Below are 537 nucleotides of genomic sequence, written 5' to 3' on the forward strand. Positions count from 1 at the left end.
TAATTGGGCTACAAAATGACTTGTATCTAATTCGTCAGCTGTTGCAAAATGAGTGAAAATTCCTTCTACCACAGTTGCAAAATGAGTGAAAATTCCTTCTACCACAGCTCCTGCTGCTTGCAGGCGGCTAATTGCTTGCTGGGCTTCTTGACTATCACGAAAGCCAATGCGTCCCATACCTGAATCAATCTTGATATGGACGGTCAAGCCTGTCAGATCAGCTTGCTGGCTCAAGAGCTCCTCCATCCAAGCTAGGCTAGCCACTGTCAGGGTAATCTGCTGCTGGATCGCTAAAGGCACAGCCTCCAATGAAGAAACACTCAAAATAAGAATGGATTTAGCAATGCCAGCTTCTCGTAGTTCGAGAGCTTCGTCAATATTAGATACGCAAAAACCGTCTACAAGGGCCTGAACGTGTTGAGAGACAGGAACCGCACCATGTCCATAAGCATTGGCCTTTACTACTGCCCACTTCTGGACCGACCGAGGAATATGAGCCGCAATTTGCTCAATATTAAATGCAATAGCAGACAGATC

1 protein-coding gene is annotated in these 537 nt (G+C 46.0%); it reads right to left on the reverse strand.

The window, feature by feature from the left end; all coding sequences use genetic code 11:
• A partial coding sequence (locus D8792_RS11305) for an alanine racemase (RefSeq protein ID WP_185758467.1) occupies window positions 1–537 on the reverse strand: 537 nt, incomplete at both ends.

The sequence above is a fragment of the Streptococcus cristatus genome (assembly GCF_003943505.1).
GTDB lineage: Bacteria > Bacillota > Bacilli > Lactobacillales > Streptococcaceae > Streptococcus > Streptococcus cristatus_E.